The organism is Bacillus rhizoplanae (assembly GCF_917563915.1).
Lineage (GTDB): Bacteria > Bacillota > Bacilli > Bacillales > Bacillaceae_G > Bacillus_A > Bacillus_A rhizoplanae.
This window is the reverse complement of the sequence record NZ_CAKJTI010000011.1, coordinates 62,094-78,962: the sequence shown is the minus strand read 5'-3', so window position 1 is coordinate 78,962 and position 16,869 is coordinate 62,094. Positions and strand designations below refer to the sequence as shown.

Sequence of the window (16,869 nt, the reverse complement as noted above, 5' to 3'; positions counted from 1 at the left end):
ACAAAAAAGAATCCATTTTGAAAAAAACTTTGATCAAAATGGATTCTTATCTTTTTGAATGAACATTCCGTTTTATAAAAAAGTTTGATTAAAACTCACTTAGAGTTCTTTAAAAACATCAAAACGTCGCATCTTTTTTATAAACATCGTAACCCTATTCATTCCACTCAACTAGTAGAAAAAATTTATCATCAAAAGACCAAAAATACTTTTAAAACGATGCTTTACCCTGCAACCTATCAGCTCGATCTTTACCATCCTTCATTTTAGCCTTTACGAATCAATCCCAGGTCCTTTTTTTCATTCGGTTAGTGAATTAATCAAAAAAGATTAAACGCATCGTACTGCTAGACCTTGATTTCGCAAAAAATTCCGCTTGATTTCCTCCATCAACAAAGCGACCAATATTTGTGAAAACCCCACATTTGCCTCGTGCTATATATCTTGTTCCTACATAATCATTATAACTATCAGGATCGTACTCCCATAATTCAACTTTTAACTCACCAGCTGGACCCACGTAAGGATCCCGACAAATCTTATAATCTCCACCACCAGAGGCATACACATGACTTTCAGCACCATTAGAATAAAGAGTTTCTTCTCCTAAGTAATCCCATTCCCCAGCACCCAAAGGGTCTATGGTGTTTGCAAATGTAGAAGAAGGTACCAACAACGCAGCTACCAATGCCACGACACTCATTTTAAACTTTTTCATGATCATTCCTCCTCTCCCATTTTGACTTGAAAAATATTATTCTGCACATAATACCAACTAGTCGGTATTAATTAATTTATTATATGATGAGGAATGTGTTAATATTAATGGAATATTCAGTTTTCTTTAAAAAAGGAGAGGTTGCTATGGTAAATTATCATCAGAAACAATCAGAAAACACCATCAACAAATTAATGCAATCAGGAATTAAATTGTTTTCTAAACAAGGCTATTCTAGTACAAGCATTGATCAGATTGTGAAACATGCGGGTTATTCTAAAGGTGGTTTTTATGCTCATTTTTCCAATAAAGAGGAGTTTTTGTTGAAACTGATAAAAGAAGGTATTGATTTTTATTTTGAGGATTTAAAGGAAGTTCTTGCCCAAAAAGATTGTGATTTGCTAAATAAATTTAAAGAATATTCTATGCGTTTGGTGAATGAGGCTTATGAAAAAGGGTCTTCTCCTATGCTTCTCCAAGGATGTATGATTTCTAATGAATTACCTCAAATAAAAGAAATGCTTATTCTCCAGATGGAGGAATGGAGATCATTCCTTACACATTTTTTTCAGAAAATGAAGGACAAAGGTATAATCGGGAGTCCATTAAATGCTAGAACTTTAGCAACAGCAGGAATGGCTCTTTTTAATGGATTTAATTTGCAACATTTTGTAGACAATCGAATTCAAATACAGGACATGCTAATTGTTTTTGTTGAACTGCTTCAAATCCAAGAACCTAATAAAAAAAATTAATAACGATAACTTATCTACACATTATCAGTAGTAAACAAAAAAGCTCACTTCTTAGCTTTTTTTAATAAGAAGCGAGCTTTTCTTTCGCATAATCAATCAATTAGGGGTAGAAGGAGCAATCGTACCGTGAAGTGCAAAGTAACTTACAGAAAATGTAACAGCCCATTCAATTCCGCATGATTCAAGCAATCATTTTAATAGATATTTACCAAAAACCATAATTTTTGTAACTAATTCAATCATTATTAAGATGCTTAAATTCAAAGGATTACAATGTTACCAAAAATAATTGCCAAAATGATTACCACAAACATTTCCTAAAAGTGTACGGTACACTTTTTATCCTTTTGTTAGAATCTACTGTAGCTTTTGAATTAAGTTTGATAAAAAGTGTGTGATAACGTATTTCATCACCTCTTTTTTATAAACATTGTGACTTTATTTCAAAGCTACAATCGTTTAAGTTTAATTGAGATAAACGAAACATATAGATAAAATATATATATGATATTATTTCACTTGAAGAGGTAACATGTTATCTCTAATATTATTCCTTCTCAGAGAATAGAAAACTACAAAAAAATGAAAAGAAGAGGAGATATTTTGAATCAAAATAAACGAGTACAAAAAGAAAAAGGGCTATCAATTATACAAAAAATGAAAAAATGGGCTAAAAATTTAAAGAAACAACTTCTTGTGCTGTATTTGGCATATCAAGATGAAAGGGTTCCTTGGTATGCTAAGTTATTTACAATGCTTGTTGTTGCTTATGCTTTCAGTCCTATTGATCTAATTCCAGATTTTATTCCAATCTTAGGGTATCTTGACGATCTCATTCTTGTTCCTTTAGGCGTTTACTTGGCGTTAAGGCTTATCCCTGAAGAAGTATTAGAGGATTGTAAAAGGGAAATAGAGGAAAAATCACTTGTGAATAAACCTAAGAATTGGATAACAGGATTTCTTATCATTATCATTTGGCTAATTGTTTTCGTATGGATTGGAAACATTGTTTTATCATATATGAATCATTAATGAGTTATAAGTAGGCTATGTTCACTTTTATAGATACTCGTTTCCGTGATGGAAAACAACATTAGAAAAGCTTTGCGGTGAATTCGCGTAAAACGAAGCTGTTTTTTGATAGATTATAGAATTTGCTTTAAAAGGGATAAAGGCAATTATATAATTCATAAACGGGAGAGGGAGAAAGCGGCATGTCGAGAAACAGAAAAATTGGTGTGAGCTGTTTATTGCTGAGCAGCAGTGCGGCACTAAGTAGTTTTTTATTGAAAGGTATCCTTCCTTATTCAGGGATTATTGGCTGGACGCTATCTGTTGTTTTTATTTTAGTTGGTGCTCATTTCATTGGGAAGGATGTAAGTGAGTCGTAGCTTGTAATGTTTATCTTAGATTTACGTCTTTAAAAAAAGAGATCCTTACTCGATCTCTTTTTTTTATACTTCTATTCACTTTGATTTAATAGATATACATATGTGAAGGAGTTTTCAAAGTTGAATTCTTTTACTTGGGTTATTTTGTTTGTTTGTGGGTTGTATGTAAAAATTTTAACGGTATTGTAACCGCCGCTTTTAGGGTCGGTGTTTCTAACTACGAATGTATTGTCTCTAATTTGTGTCATATTGTTTTTGTCACATACTTCGTTATTTGTAGGTGGAACGTCTTGATGGTTTGAAGAAGGCTTAATCATTTTCACTCCACCTGAGAATAATGTAACGATGATGAGTATAACGAGACATACCCTTATCATTCGTAATTCTTTAGCAATTGGATGCTCTTCCATATGGTTCACTCCTCATACTTTCTAGATTTATCCCGCATTAACGGGCAGTAAGCCCCCACCTCAAGATTCAGAGAAAAGCGAAGAAGATAGGTGGGGAATAACTGCCCGTAAAAGCCCGATTGGTTCAACTAACCATCAGTGGGGGATGAAAAAACCCCCACTGATGGAAGTTTCACTTTATTAATATGTATGACATTGTTTTAGAAATAAGTATTCGTATGTAATGAAGTGCGGTATTTGATTGAGTAGAATTAGAAAACATCTGCTCTTTCTTATTGTAAGGATTGTAATCTTAATTTTTTTGTATAATATACTTTCTTTTCCATAGAGAATATTTCCATCTTTGTCCGTATAAGCTAAAATAAAGTAAAAGCTTTCATCAGTGAGAACCATGGAGACAAAGATAAAATATAAGGAATGGTGCATATGTGGCGAAAAATATCGATTGTTGTTGTGTTATTATGTTTAGCTGGTTATGCAATTTATGAGCAGTTTGGAAAAGAGAAAGTACAAGTAACAGACAACCAAAAGCAAAGTACAGAGGATGTAAAAGAAGCAATTGCACAAAATGGTATTGAAATTGGAAAAATAGCGCCTGATTTTGAATTGTCCAAGCTTGATGGTACAAAGGTGAAGCTTTCTGATTTAAAAGGTAAGAAGGTTATTTTGAATTTTTGGGCAACGTGGTGTGGTCCATGTCAGAAAGAAATGCCAGATATACAGGCATTTTATAATAAGTATCAGAAAGATGTAGAAGTATTAGCGGTGAATTATACAGTGTCAGAAGGGGCTGAAGGAAAAGAGAAAGTACGGAAATTTGCAGAAGAGAAAGGGCTTACTTTTCCGATTCTTCTTGATACAGATATAAAAGTAACGACTACTTATAAAGTCATTACAATTCCAACATCATATTTTATTGATACAAAAGGAGTTATCCAGGATAAATTTATCGGACCGATGACGGTGAAGGAAATGGAGAAAAGAGTCGCGAAATTAAAATAAAGTGAAACTTTCATCAGTAGGGGTTTTCATCTTCTTCGATTTTCTCTGAATCTCGAGGTGGGGGTCTTACTGCCCGCGAATAGCGGGATAAAAGACGAAAATAGGAATGGTATATGTGCCATTCCTATTTTCTATTTAAAGGCCAATTAAGTTTCTTTCATTATGTTAAGTTATAATATAAATAAAAAGCTAAGGAGAAGATTATGGGGAATTTCACAGGTAATTATGTTGTAATCGATTTTGAAACAACAGGATTCAATCCTTATCAAGATAATATTATTCAAATGGCTGCAATTCGGTATCGAAATCATATATGTACCGATCAATTTGTTTCGTATGTGAATCCAGAAAAGATGATTCCGAGCCGCATTACGATGTTAACAGGTATTCGAAATTTTGATGTGGCAAACGCGCCGATAATTGATATTGTATTACCAGAATTTATTGCATTTATTGGAGAAGATACGATCATTGCTCATAATGCTTCTTTTGATATGAGGTTTTTAAAGAGTAATATGGAACGATTAGGACTCGGTACACCTAAAAATATAGTGTTGGATACACTTAGTTTAGCAAAACGATATATAAAACATGTACCAAACCATAAATTAGAAACACTGAAACGATTTTTACATATTCAAGTACGCTCTCACAATGCATTAGATGATTGTTTCACTTGTGCGGCCGTATATCAAAAATGTGTAGAAGAGAAGAACGGAAAAGAGAAGAAGGTGATTTCTCAAAGTCTAACAAAGGAAGAAGAAAGAGCCTATGAGATCGTAAAAGAAATATTGGAAAAGCATAATAAAGATACAACGGTTATTCGTCATGTTTGTGTCGGTAATTATCTAGATATCAAAGCACTTTATTCATTTGTAAGAATTAAGCTAAAGGGAAGAAAAAAATACGTATTAACGAATAAAGAACAAGAGGAAATAGTAGCTGTGTATCCAACTGTTACATGTGAACCTGCTACGAAAAGTGAATTGGGTGTTACAAGAATCATCATTGATCAGCCTGAGGATTTGATTGCTTTTGAAGTCCTCATTATTGCCGCGTATGAGGAGGGAGTGCAAACTTTGCAGCACTTATAAAGTGAAACTTCCGCAAGTGTGGGCATTCCACACTTGCGGAAGTTTGTATTGTAGTTAAATGGATTAACTATGCTAAAAAATAAAATTTTCTCATAAATCTGATTAGGGAGTTTTTTAACTGTTCATACTAGTAACACGAAAGAGAAAGGGTGAACAGTATGAGAAGAAATAGACGGAAATCGTTTGAAGAACTTGTGATGGAAAATAAACGGCAATTACTTAGTGATCGTGATGCGATAGAACGAATTGAAGAAAAATTAGAAAAGCGATATGAAACGCGTATTTTCAAGCAGGCTGAATAATTCTTACAGCTAGTATGATACTAGTTGTAAGGAGGCGATATTATGGGTAATCCAAAGAAACATCCACAAGATTTTGCTCCAGACCATATTGGAACACAATCGAGAGCAGCTGGCGGAAATAAAGGGAAACAAATGCAAGACAAATCAGGGAAACAACCGATTGTGGATAACGGTTAAAGAGAGGGAGAATGGAAGCATTCTCCTTCTTTTTTGTATACATAATTAAAGACATTTTTTACAAACTAATGTTGTATGTATTTTCAATAAAGGAGGAAGACAGAATGCCAGAACAATACAAAGCAAATCCAGATGATCGTAGTGATAACGTTGAGAAATTGCAAGAGGCGGTATATAACACAATTGAAAACATGAACGAAGCAAGGGAAGCTACGGAATTTTCTAATGAGAAAGACCGCGCAGCAATCGAAGCGAAAAATGAGCGCCGCATGGAAAGTATTGAAGGAATGCGAAAAGAAATTAAAGAGGAAGCTGCATATCGTAATAAGTAAGAGAAGGCTGACAATTGTCAGCCTTTTTTTGTGATGGAAAAATTTTCAGTAAGGAGACGCCAATTTTGCGGGAATGGTAATCCGATTTTCCAATAACTGATACCACGTATTCCTTGTTCTTTTATTAAATTAAACTTACTTTGAACTGACCTAGCATCTTCAAACCATACTTCATGTTGTACTCCGTTTTCATCGTAATACTTGAAATGCGGAGCCTGTGAAGTGAAATCGTATTGAATTGGCACATTATATTTCCGGGCAAGCGCAACAGCAGCAACAGAGCTAACTGCTTTTGCAGGAGGATTTCCTTCTTTGAATGGAAGAATCCAATTAAATCCGTATAAGTTTTGTCCCATCATAATTTTACGCGGCGGCATTTGCGATTTTGCGTATTGAATGACTTGTTTGACAGGGCCAATTGGAGAAACTGCAAGGGGCGGTCCACCTTGCCATCCCCAGTCGTATGTCATAATGACAACGAAATCGACAATTTCACCTTGTGCCTTATAGTCCTGAGCTGCAGCTGCACCTTTTTGAGTTGAACTTGTTTTTGGCGGGAGAGTTGTACTGAGCGTATATCCTTTTGGTAGACGTGTTTTTACTTTGCGTAAAAATTGATTATATACTTCGCGGTCTCCTGGTGCAAGGTTCTCAAAATCAAAATGAATGTCACGCATTCCATATTTTTGTGCTGTTTGTAAAATATTTGTAATGAGCGTATTTTGAATTGTCTCATTGCGTAAAAAAATGCTTGCTAATTCAGGGCTGAAACTTCCATTTTCAAGATTTGTAATAACGAGCATCGGAATGGTTTGCCCTTGCTTTGCAATTGTGACGATTTCAGATACTTGTGTAGGTTCTTTTAGTGTTCCGTCACGCTTTGCCTCAAAGCTAAAGTAGGCCAAGTAGGTTAAATATGGATTGATAGCTTTGGTGGAAGTAATTAAGCTTTCTTTAATCGGAATTGTAGATGGCTGTAAGTAGGCAATGGATTCAATGATTTTTTTTGTCCCTTTTGGTACATATAGCTGCTGTCCGACTTGGAGTGCGGATTTTAATGATAAATGATTCACTTTTGCTAAACTGGCGAGAGGTACATTGTAAGTTAAGGCAATCTTATATAAGCTATCGCCAGGCTGTACATAATAAGTATTTCCTTCCGTATTCACGATTAATGCTTGCCCGATGACGAGTGTTTGAGCTGGATTTAATCCATTATCTTTTACAATTGTTTCTGGTGTGGTTCCGTACTTCTGTGCTAATTTATATACATTATCACCGCTTTGTACAGTTATAATTTGTAGCATATGCTCACTCCTTTAAGGAAAAAGATCCGCCGCTTCTATTTTATTTTCAGTTTCTCTGTATTATGATTAAAGGTGTAGAAAGAAACGCAAGCGAGAAGGAGACAAAACTATGTTTGTAGCAGAACAAGAAATTGACATCCGTTATGCAGAGACAGACCAAATGGGTGTCGTGTACCATGCAAATTATTTAGTATGGCTAGAACTTGGACGTACGAAATTAATTCAAGATTTAGGGTTTTCATATGTTGAAATGGAGAATGATGGGATTGTATCTCCTGTACTTGATTTGCAAATTACATATCGAAAAGCAATGCGTTATGGAGAAAAAGCAATTGTGAAAACATGGGTGGAGTCTGTGAGTCCACTACGCGTTGTGTACGGCTATGAAATTTATAATGGAAACGGCGAACGTTGTATTACAGCGTCTACAACAAATATTTGTGCAAAAAAAGAAGGTTTTCGTCCGGTATCGTTTAAAAAATTGTACCCAGAGTGGTATGAGACATACGAGAAGATTCAAAAATAATGAAAAAACGTGGCCTAGGCCACGTTTTTTATTTTTCATAATGAAATTGCGGGAAATCATCATCATTACTGAATGTAATAGATAAATCATGTCCGTCAAAGAACCATTCATCATCGCCTTCAATAAAGAAAGTAATGCCATCTTCCTGAATTTGTACAGCAGGAGTAGCTGGATTATCTTTACGAATTCCTAATGAAAGACCTTTTTGAACAGTGCTACATCCACCATATTGTACGAAAAAGCGAAGGGCATCGCCTGTTTGTAAACCAAGCTCGTTTTTATACCAGCTTACTGCTTCTTTTGATACTGAAATATTCATCTAGTGTTCCTCCAACATAATCACTTTTTCTTTTAGTATAAAAAATAACGCAAAAAGACGCCATTTATATGCTTTGCGTTTTCTTTTTGCGTTATGTGGGTTACAATCTTACTTTTGTTTCTGTTGTTTCTTTGTTAAATTTGCTTTTGGTTCTGTTTTATTTATAATTCGTCCAATATTTGCACGATGTCGATAAATAACCATACCAGCTAATAAACACATCGCAACAATGAAGATTTTATTCCCGTTTATAATTGCTGCAATAACAGCGACGACAGCTGTTAACATAGAAGAAAGTGAAACGTATCTCGTCGTAAATAGTAGGGTGAAAAAGATAACGGCTAGTACCACAAAGGTAATTGGAGCGTAGCATAATAGTACGCCAGCAGAAGTAGCAACTGCTTTTCCTCCGCGGAACTTTGCGAAGATTGGGTATACATGACCAAGTACTGCAGCTAATCCGAACCATAGCGGATGGATATGTAAACCGAAAATTATCGGTAGAGCTGTAGCTAATGTTCCTTTTAGAATATCAGCAATTGTAACAATGAAACCCGCTTTTTTCCCTAATGTACGAAATGTATTCGTTCCTCCTAAATTTCCGCTACCATGCTCGCGAATATCGATTCCATAACCAATCTTTCCAACGACAAGTGCAAATGGAATCGAGCCAAGCAAATAGGCAACGATCAATAAAAGATATGTAAGCATAAGTTCAGTCTCCTTTATTCAAATGTGTTGATAAAGGGTAAAAAGAGTTTTTCCCGTATATTGTACCATACATTTGTAAAGATCACATTTCTTTTTTATAAAGTGAAACTTCCATCAGTGGGGGGCTTCATCTCCACTGATGGTTAGTTGAACCAATCGGGCTTTTACGGGCAGTTGTCCCCCACCTATCTTCTTCGCTTCTCTCAATCTTGAGGTGGAGGTATTACTGCCCGTTAATGCAGGATAAAGTGAAATTTCTATGAGTGGCGGGTTTCTCATTTCTCACTGATAGAAAGCATTCACTAATGAAGCTCTTACTTATTCATAAGTTGAGGGATAAACAAAAGGTTCTATGAATGTTTGAAAAAATTTCACAGAATGTTACATTTTTCACATATCCGCCCTTACTATATGTTGTATCATTTTGATAGTAAATGAACAAGATGTTGTTGGGGGTTAAGAAATGAAACAATTAATGGAAAAGAACAATGAATATGAAGAGAATCTAAAGGATATTTTTACGAAAATTGTTTATGCAAATGAACAAGATTTAATGCAAGAAAATGCGAATGTTGACGGTCGATCTCCGATGGGAGTGATGGGGAAATTTGCATCTGAGAGTGCAAAGTATTACGCGGTCGAACAATTACTTTCTGAAGAAGTGAAAAAAGCAATTAATCAAAATATTTTATATCCGCATGATTTAGATTTTTATGCAACAGGTACGACAACTTGTTCGCAAATTCCACTAGCTCAAATGCTTGAAAATGGGTTTCATACAGGTCACGGATATATGCGACAGCCGCAAGATATTAAAAGTGCGTTGGCACTTTCTTCGATTATTTTTCAAGCGAATCAAAATATGCAGCATGGTGGTCAATCATTTGCGCTGTTTGATATAGATTTAGCACCGTATGTGAGAAAAACGTTTGAAAGAAATAAAAAACGTTTAGCAACATATCCATTAACAGTTAAGCAAGTAGAAGAGTTTGCGTGGAAAGAAACAGAAAATGATACGTATCAAGCATGTGAAGCATTTATTCATAATTCGAATAGCATGCATAGCAGGGGCGGTGGACAAGTTCCGTTTATTTCAATTAATTACGGAACGGATACATCAAAAGAAGGAAGATTATTAATTAAACAATTGTTACGAGCGACGCAAGCTGGATTAGGAAAAGGAGAAACGCCCATTTTTCCTATCCAAATATTTAAATTAAAAAAAGGTGTGAATTTTGAAGAAAAAGATCCGAATTATGATTTATTTGAACTAGCATTAGAAACGACAGCAAAACGCCTGTTTCCCAACTTCTCATTTTTAGATGCCTCATTTAATGCTATGCATTATGATGGTCGTCCTGAAAGTGAAGTGTGTTATATGGGGTGTCGTACTCGTGTTATGTCTAATATTCATGGGGAAGAAGCAGCGATCGGAAGAGGGAATTTATCGTTTACATCTATTAACTTAGTGAAATTAGCGTGTATGAGTGGATCAAAAGAAGCATTTTTTGAAGCTTTAAATTACTATGTTGACCTTGGGATTCGTCAATTATTGGAAAGATTCTCTTATCAATCAACGAAAAAGGCAAGAGATTTCCGATTCTTATATTCACAAGGAGTATGGCGCGGTGGTGAAAAACTTCAACCTGAAGATTCTGTTGCTGAAATTTTAAAACACGGTACATTAAGTATTGGTTTTATTGGCCTTGCAGAATGTTTAGTTGCTTTAACGGGAAAACATCATGGGGAAGACGAAAAATCATGGAAACTCGGATATGAAATTATTGAATGTATGAGAAAGAAGATGGATCAAGCAACGGAAAAACATCAGTTGAATTTTTCATTAATTGCAACTCCTGCCGAAGGGTTATCAGGGAAATTTATTAAAAAAGATCGAGCCGAATTTGGAACGATTACAGGTGTAACAGATCATAATTATTATACAAATTCATTCCATATTCCGGTTTATTACTCCATTCAAGCAATTGATAAAATTCGTTTAGAAGGACCGTTTCATGAACTTTGTAATGGTGGACATATTACGTATATTGAATTGGATGGAGCGGCTGTTCATAATCAAAAAGCATTACAGCAAATTGTACAGGCAATGGCACAATATGGCGTAGGATATGGATCCATTAATCACCCGGTAGATCGCTGTAAATGTTGCGGCTATAATGGGATGATTGAAAATGAATGTCCAAGCTGTGGGAATGAAAATGAACGTGATTTGGAAAGAATTCGCCGCATTACAGGATACCTTGTAGGAGATATGTCAAAGTGGAACAGTGCGAAGCGTAGTGAAGAAGCGGATCGGGTGAAACATAAATGAGAGTAATGAATATCATTCATGATAGTGTAGTAGATGGAGAAGGATTGCGGACAGTCGTATTTTTTGCAGGCTGTCCGCATCGTTGTTTTGGCTGTCATAATCCACAGTCTTGGAATATTTGTAATGGAACTGAGATGACAAAAGAGGAAATAATAAAAGAGATTGAAAAAAATCCCCTTACGGATGTAACATTTTCTGGTGGAGATCCATTTTTTCAAGCTACTGAAGTAAAAGTAATAGCAAAAGCGGTGAAAAAAATGAAAAAAAATTTATGGATTTATACAGGTTATACATTAGAGGAGATACAAAATTCACGAAATAATGATATGATAGAATTGTTACAGTATGCAGATGTATTAGTAGATGGAAGGTTTGAGCTAGAGAAACGAAATCTTACACTACCGTTTCGCGGAAGTTCAAATCAACGTATTATTCGATTGAAGGAGTAAAAGGACGGGATAGAATTGAATAAAACAGTTTTACTTGTTGAAGATGAAAGAAGATTACGAGAAATTGTTAGCAATTATTTTCGTAATGAGGGCTTTGAAGTGATTGAAGCTGAAGATGGAAAGCAAGCATTAGAACGTTTTGCTGAGCATACAGTGGATTTAATTATATTAGATATTATGTTACCAGAAATTGACGGCTGGTCTGTATGTAGACGTGTAAGAAAAGAATCAGCGGTACCAATCATTATGTTAACAGCTCGTTCTGATGAGGATGATACTTTACTTGGTTTTGAATTAGGAGCAGACGAATATGTAACAAAACCGTTTAGTCCGAAAATTTTAGTTGCACGTGCCAAAACATTATTAAAACGTGCGGACGGTGCGTTAGGTCAGGCTGAAGAGAATACACTTTCCCTGGCAGGTATCGATGTGAATCGTTTGTCGCGTACTGTAATGGTAGACGATGAAGAGATTATATTAACGCATAAAGAATTTGAGCTACTTGTTTATTTAATGGAGAATAAAGGGATTGTATTATCCCGTCAACATTTATTAGATCAACTTTGGGGGTATGATTACTTCGGAGATGATCGTACAGTAGATACTCATATTAAGAAACTTCGTAATAAATTAGGAGATAAAGCAACACATATTGGTACAGTTATTCGTGTAGGATACAAGTTCGAAGAGTAAATATTTGTGCCTATTTATACATCTTTATAATTATATGTACAATTTTTCTGTACTTGACAATTATGAAATAAAATAGTATTTTTTTGTTTGGATTTCACGATAAGTTCACAGAAAGAACACAAACCGTGATTATACTAAAAATACGATTTAAGCAGAGAGGGGATAAGTAGAATATGGGATACTACGATCAAAAAGAGATGAATGAAGCCTATACAGAAACAGTAAAATCACGCAGCAAAAAAGGATACTTTTTTACAGGAGTTGTCGGTGCTGTTATTGGTGCAGTTACGATTAGTTTTGCAGTACCGTATATGCCTTGGATAAATAACAGCGCGGTTTCACAATCAAAAGTAGAGGGAACGGCGATTCCAGTTTCTAATAAAGCAAAGGGTGAAACAGACCTTGCAGGTATGGTTGAAGGAGCAAAAGATGTAGTTGTAGGTGTAATTAATTTCCAAAAAAATGTAGATCCATTTTCGCCTCAAGCGAACGGACAAGAAGCTGAAGCTGGTTCAGGATCAGGTGTTATTTATAAAAAAGTTGGAGATAAAGCACTTATTGTAACGAATAACCACGTTGTAGAGGGTGCAAATAAATTAGAAGTGAAGTTAAGTGATGGAACGAAGGTTGACGCAAGGTTAGTAGGAAAAGATCCATGGTTAGATTTAGCTGTCGTTGAGATTGATGGAAAGAATATTAATAAAGTTGCAACTCTTGGAGATTCAGATAAAATTCGTGCGGGAGAACCTGCGATTGCAATTGGTAATCCGCTTGGCTTCGATGGAAGTGTAACAGAAGGTATTATCAGTAGCAAAAATCGTGAAATCCCAGTTGATATTAACGGGGACAACCGTGCTGATTGGCAAGCACAAGTTATTCAAACGGATGCTGCGATTAACCCAGGGAATAGCGGTGGTGCACTATTCAATCAAAATGGTGAAGTAATCGGTATTAACTCTAGTAAAATTGCACAGCAAGAAGTAGAAGGAATTGGCTTTGCGATTCCAATTAATGTAGCAAAACCAGTACTTGACTCTCTTGAAAAATATGGTGAGGTAAAACGACCTGTTATGGGTGTTCAAGTAATGAGTCTTGATGAAATCCCAAGTTATGCATTATTACAATTTAAATTACCAAAAGATGTAACAAATGGAGTTCTGTTAAGACAAGTTGATCCAGCATCACCGGCAGAAAAAGCAGGATTGCAGCAATATGATGTTGTTGTTGGCTTGGATGACCAAAAAATAGATAATGCAGTTGAATTCCGTAAATATTTATACGAGAAGAAAAAAGTTGGCGATAAAATAGAAGTGACAGCATATCGAAATGGTGAGAAAATCAAGAAAACAGTAACATTAGCTGATAAAAGTGGAACGAATTAATAAAGAAAGTCTCTTTCATGTTGAAAGAGACTTTCTTTATCGGCTATACTAAATTAACAGGAGGGATTACATATGACAATTGAAAATCCAACTCGTGCGGAAATTGGAGAGATTTTAAAGAATAGTAAGACTATTGCAGTTGTCGGATTATCTGATAATCCAGATCGTACTTCTTACATGGTGTCAAAAGCGATGCAAGATGCAGGGTACCGTATTATTCCTGTTAATCCAAAGGTTAGTGAAGTATTAGGAGAAAAAGCGGTAAAATCATTGGCTGAAATAAAAGAGCATGTTGATATCGTCAATGTATTCCGTCGTTCTGAGTTTTTAATGGATGTTGCCAAAGAGTTTGCTAAGATTGAAGCGGATATATTTTGGGCACAATTAGGTATACAAGACGAAGAAACGTATCGTTTTTTGAAAGAAAAAGGCTATACTGTCATTATGGATCGTTGCATTAAAGTTGAACATGCAATGACAAGGTAAAGTGAAACTTCCATCATTAGGGGCGGTTCGCTTCCCAATGATGGAAAGCCCTCACCAATCGGACTTTTACGGGGAGTTATTCCCCGCCTATCTTCCTCGCTTCGCTCTGGATTTTGAGGAGGATACTGCTCAAGAATAGTGGGATAGATTGTATTTGTGAAGTGTATTGAGCTCCTATTCATTAGGGAGGAGCAGATGGACGAGGTGTTCATCATGAAGTTTTTCAAAGGTTGTTTTTGGGGATTGTTGCTTGTCACTCCATTTTGGATTATTATCATTTTGTTGATTATAAAATGGTGGAGTATGTAGTTGTTTTTGGAATACATATCCATGTTTCGTTGACAAACGATTACTTTTCTGAAATAGTAGCGTAGAGGAATCCTTGTGACAAGCAAGGATTTTTCTTATGAAAATAGTATATAAAAGAAATAACGTAACTTGCCAAAAGTGAGTAAAAAGCGTTATTCTATAATAGAAAACATATGTTCTTATTTTTGGGTAGGAAAGGGGCAAGGAGTTTGGCTAAGCGTCAGTTTCAATATGATGAAAATGCAATTCAAGTGCTAGAGGGTCTTGAAGCCGTTCGGAAACGCCCGGGTATGTATATCGGGAGTACGGATAGCCGCGGATTGCATCATTTAGTATATGAGATCGTAGATAACTCCGTTGATGAAGCGTTAGCGGGATTTGGCGATGAAATAAAAGTTATAATACATAAAGATAATAGTATAAGTGTAGTAGATAAAGGGCGCGGTATGCCGACAGGAATGCATAAGCTTGGAAAACCAACGCCAGAAGTTATTTTAACTGTACTTCATGCTGGCGGTAAATTTGGACAAGGCGGTTATAAAACGAGCGGTGGTTTGCACGGTGTTGGTGCCTCAGTTGTAAACGCACTGTCTGAATGGCTTATTGTTACAATTAAACGAGATGGTTACGTATATGAACAACGCTTTGAAAATGGCGGTGTTCCAGTTACAACGCTTGAGAAAATTGGAAAAGCGAAAGATACAGGGACAACAATTCATTTTAAACCAGATCGAACAATTTTTAGCACAACGAATTATAACTATGAAACGTTATGCGAGAGATTACGTGAATCAGCATTTTTATTAAAAGGTATGAAAATTGTACTTCAGGATAAACGTAACGATTTGGAAGATGTTTTTCATTATGAAACGGGAATTGAAGCGTTTGTTTCATATTTAAATGAAGAGAAAGACTCTTTACACCCAGTTGTATATTTTACTGGAGAGCAAAACGGAATTGAAGCAGAATTAGCTTTTCAATTTAACGATGGGTATTCTGAGAACATTCTTTCCTTTGTTAATAATGTGCGTACGAAAGATGGCGGTACGCACGAAGCTGGATTTAAAACAGCAATGACACGCGTATTTAACGAGTACGCGCGCAAAGTTTCTTTGTTAAAAGAGAAAGATAAAAACTTAGAAGGAACGGATATTCGTGAAGGATTAGCTGCAATTGTTTCCATTCGTGTCCCAGAAGAATTGCTTCAGTTTGAAGGACAAACGAAAGGCAAGCTTGGAACAAGTGAAGGGCGTTCATCTGTTGATGCTGTTGTATCAGAGCATTTAGCGTATTTTTTAGAAGAAAATCCAGATGTGGCAACGCTTCTTGTGAAAAAAGCAATTAAAGCAGCGCAAGCTCGCGAAGCAGCACGAAAGGCGCGTGAAGAAGCGCGCAGCGGCAAAAAGAAAAAACGTTCAGAAGGAACATTGAGCGGAAAGCTGACACCAGCGCAATCACGTAATCCACAAAAGAACGAGCTATATTTAGTAGAGGGTGATTCTGCAGGCGGTTCTGCAAAGCAAGGCCGTGATCGTCGCTTCCAGGCTGTTCTTCCACTGCGTGGTAAAGTTATTAATACAGAAAAGGCAAAGCTTGCTGACATTTTTAAAAATGAAGAAATTAACACGATTATTTATGCAATTGGTGGCGGTGTTGGAGCGGAATTTTCGGTTGAAGATATCAATTATGACAAAATTGTTATTATGACGGATGCCGATACAGATGGTGCGCATATTCAAGTACTGCTATTGACATTTTTCTATCGTTATATGAAGCCGCTAATTGAGGCAGGTAAAGTATTTATTGCACTTCCTCCTTTATATAAAGTGAGTAAAGGAAAGGGGAAAAGTGAAGTCATTGAATACGCTTGGTCTGATGAAGAGCTTGATGGTGTCACGAAAAAGGTCGGAAAAGGTTATATTCTACAGCGTTATAAGGGTCTTGGTGAAATGAATGCGGACCAATTATGGGAAACAACGATGAACCCAGAGACGCGCACGTTAATTCGCGTTAAAATTGATGATGCTTCACGAGCAGATCGTCGGGTTGCTACATTGATGGGGGATAAAGTAGAACCGCGCCGTAAATGGATTGAGCGCAATGTTCAATTTGGTATGCAAGAAGAAGGAAATATTTTAGAAAATGAAATGATTATAGCAACGGAGGTGGAATAA

At 35.9% G+C, this 16,869-nt stretch carries 20 protein-coding genes; 15 read left to right on the top strand and 5 right to left on the bottom strand.

The genetic code is table 11. The annotated features are described in order from the left end of the window. Positions 1-316 precede the first annotated feature (316 nt). The gene (locus tag LRP84_RS12695; protein ID WP_230575409.1) at positions 317-718 is read right to left on the bottom strand and encodes a YndA family protein; all 402 of its coding nucleotides are present in this window, start codon (positions 716-718) and stop codon (positions 317-319) included. 146 nt (positions 719-864) lie between these two features. On the opposite strand from LRP84_RS12695, the gene LRP84_RS12690 reads away from it, so the two are divergent. The 3 genes from LRP84_RS12690 to LRP84_RS12680 all read left to right on the top strand — a co-directional run bounded on the left by LRP84_RS12690 (position 865) and on the right by LRP84_RS12680 (position 2,864). Beyond that, positions 865-1,473: a TetR/AcrR family transcriptional regulator gene (locus LRP84_RS12690; RefSeq protein WP_230575408.1), complete on the top strand. Its 609-nt coding sequence runs from the start codon at positions 865-867 to the stop codon at positions 1,471-1,473. Between the two features lie 603 nt (positions 1,474-2,076). Then, positions 2,077-2,505: a YkvA family protein gene (locus LRP84_RS12685; protein WP_230575407.1), complete on the top strand. Its 429-nt coding sequence runs from the start codon at positions 2,077-2,079 to the stop codon at positions 2,503-2,505. A 182-nt stretch (positions 2,506-2,687) separates the two neighbouring features. Further along, positions 2,688-2,864: a hypothetical protein gene (locus LRP84_RS12680; RefSeq protein ID WP_230575406.1), complete on the top strand. Its 177-nt coding sequence runs from the start codon at positions 2,688-2,690 to the stop codon at positions 2,862-2,864. 71 nt (positions 2,865-2,935) lie between these two features. Here the strand turns inward: LRP84_RS12680 and LRP84_RS12675 are convergent, their stop codons facing one another. Further along, a complete protein-coding gene (locus LRP84_RS12675) occupies positions 2,936-3,274 on the bottom strand; it encodes a YmzC family protein (protein WP_230575405.1) in 339 nt (112 codons plus the stop codon). A 426-nt stretch (positions 3,275-3,700) separates the two neighbouring features. On the opposite strand from LRP84_RS12675, the gene LRP84_RS12670 reads away from it, so the two are divergent. The 5 genes from LRP84_RS12670 (at position 3,701) to tlp (ending at position 6,181) form a co-directional block, all read left to right on the top strand. Then, on the top strand, positions 3,701-4,276 hold the full coding sequence (locus LRP84_RS12670) for a redoxin domain-containing protein (protein ID WP_230575404.1): 576 nt from the start codon (positions 3,701-3,703) through the stop codon (positions 4,274-4,276). Between the two features lie 203 nt (positions 4,277-4,479). Then, entirely contained in the window at positions 4,480-5,370 is an 891-nt protein-coding gene (locus tag LRP84_RS12665) for a 3'-5' exonuclease (RefSeq protein ID WP_230575403.1), read from the top strand. Between the two features lie 158 nt (positions 5,371-5,528). Further along, on the top strand, positions 5,529-5,672 hold the full coding sequence (locus LRP84_RS12660; protein WP_230575402.1) for an FbpB family small basic protein: 144 nt from the start codon (positions 5,529-5,531) through the stop codon (positions 5,670-5,672). A gap of 42 nt (positions 5,673-5,714) precedes the next feature. Beyond that, positions 5,715-5,849 carry an acid-soluble spore protein N gene (locus tag LRP84_RS12655; RefSeq protein WP_230575401.1) on the top strand — a complete coding sequence of 45 codons (135 nt, stop codon included), beginning with the start codon at positions 5,715-5,717 and terminating at the stop codon, positions 5,847-5,849. Positions 5,850-5,953: 104 nt separating this feature from the next. Further along, positions 5,954-6,181: a small acid-soluble spore protein Tlp gene (gene tlp / locus LRP84_RS12650; protein ID WP_230575400.1), complete on the top strand. Its 228-nt coding sequence runs from the start codon at positions 5,954-5,956 to the stop codon at positions 6,179-6,181. Positions 6,182-6,198: 17 nt separating this feature from the next. On the opposite strand, the gene LRP84_RS12645 is transcribed toward tlp, so the two are convergent. Next, entirely contained in the window at positions 6,199-7,488 is a 1,290-nt protein-coding gene (locus LRP84_RS12645; RefSeq protein WP_230575399.1) for a glycoside hydrolase family 18 protein, read from the bottom strand. Positions 7,489-7,597: 109 nt separating this feature from the next. Between LRP84_RS12645 and LRP84_RS12640 the strand changes: the two genes are divergently transcribed. Continuing rightward, complete coding sequence (locus tag LRP84_RS12640; RefSeq protein ID WP_230575398.1) at positions 7,598-8,014, top strand: acyl-CoA thioesterase; 417 nt, start codon at positions 7,598-7,600, stop codon at positions 8,012-8,014. Positions 8,015-8,042: 28 nt separating this feature from the next. On the opposite strand, the gene LRP84_RS12635 is transcribed toward LRP84_RS12640, so the two are convergent. Further along, on the bottom strand, positions 8,043-8,333 hold the full coding sequence (locus LRP84_RS12635) for a HesB/YadR/YfhF family protein (RefSeq protein WP_230575397.1): 291 nt from the start codon (positions 8,331-8,333) through the stop codon (positions 8,043-8,045). Positions 8,334-8,441: 108 nt separating this feature from the next. Next, positions 8,442-9,044, bottom strand: coding sequence for a glycerol-3-phosphate 1-O-acyltransferase PlsY (gene plsY, locus LRP84_RS12630; RefSeq protein ID WP_230575396.1), 603 nt, complete (start codon positions 9,042-9,044; stop codon positions 8,442-8,444). A 475-nt stretch (positions 9,045-9,519) separates the two neighbouring features. Here plsY and LRP84_RS12625 point away from each other — a divergent pair, with 475 nt between their 5' ends. From LRP84_RS12625 to parE, 6 genes are all read left to right on the top strand, one after another. Further along, positions 9,520-11,376 (top strand): anaerobic ribonucleoside triphosphate reductase, encoded by a 1,857-nt coding sequence (locus tag LRP84_RS12625; protein WP_230575426.1) that lies wholly within the window; start codon positions 9,520-9,522, stop codon positions 11,374-11,376. Then, a complete protein-coding gene (gene nrdG, locus LRP84_RS12620; protein WP_230575395.1) occupies positions 11,373-11,825 on the top strand; it encodes an anaerobic ribonucleoside-triphosphate reductase activating protein in 453 nt (150 codons plus the stop codon). Before LRP84_RS12625 ends, nrdG begins: the two co-directional genes overlap by 4 nt. Positions 11,826-11,840: 15 nt before the next feature. Beyond that, the gene (locus LRP84_RS12615) at positions 11,841-12,518 is read left to right on the top strand and encodes a response regulator transcription factor (RefSeq protein WP_230575394.1); all 678 of its coding nucleotides are present in this window, start codon (positions 11,841-11,843) and stop codon (positions 12,516-12,518) included. A 173-nt stretch (positions 12,519-12,691) separates the two neighbouring features. Beyond that, on the top strand, positions 12,692-13,900 hold the full coding sequence (locus LRP84_RS12610; RefSeq protein WP_230575393.1) for a S1C family serine protease: 1,209 nt from the start codon (positions 12,692-12,694) through the stop codon (positions 13,898-13,900). A 72-nt stretch (positions 13,901-13,972) separates the two neighbouring features. Next, a complete protein-coding gene (locus tag LRP84_RS12605; RefSeq protein WP_230575392.1) occupies positions 13,973-14,386 on the top strand; it encodes a CoA-binding protein in 414 nt (137 codons plus the stop codon). A 482-nt stretch (positions 14,387-14,868) separates the two neighbouring features. Then, entirely contained in the window at positions 14,869-16,869 is a 2,001-nt protein-coding gene (gene parE, locus LRP84_RS12600) for a DNA topoisomerase IV subunit B (RefSeq protein WP_230575391.1), read from the top strand.